Below are 212 nucleotides of genomic sequence, written 5' to 3' on the forward strand. Positions count from 1 at the left end.
TACAACACCGACCGATTGCATCACCACAACGGGCCAAAGTAGTAGGGCCAAGTGGAGAAGAAATTCATGTCGATGAATGGGGGCGTATCAAAGTTCGTTTCCTGTTTAGCCGTACTGAAGACAATACCCATGATGGCGGTGCGGGTTCTAATGACAATGATACAGATTCAGCTTGGGTCGATGTCCTGACCCCATGGGCAGGTGAAGGCTAT

The 212-nt window shown here is 49.5% G+C and carries 1 protein-coding gene; it reads left to right on the forward strand.

All coding sequences use genetic code 11. The features are described 5' to 3' along the window. On the forward strand, positions 1–212 hold a 212-nt coding region (locus ACG916_RS21735), incomplete at both ends, for a hypothetical protein (RefSeq protein ID WP_419329565.1).

Origin of the sequence: Acinetobacter legionensis, assembly GCF_048552295.1 — a bacterium.
Classification (GTDB): Bacteria; Pseudomonadota; Gammaproteobacteria; order Pseudomonadales; family Moraxellaceae; genus Acinetobacter.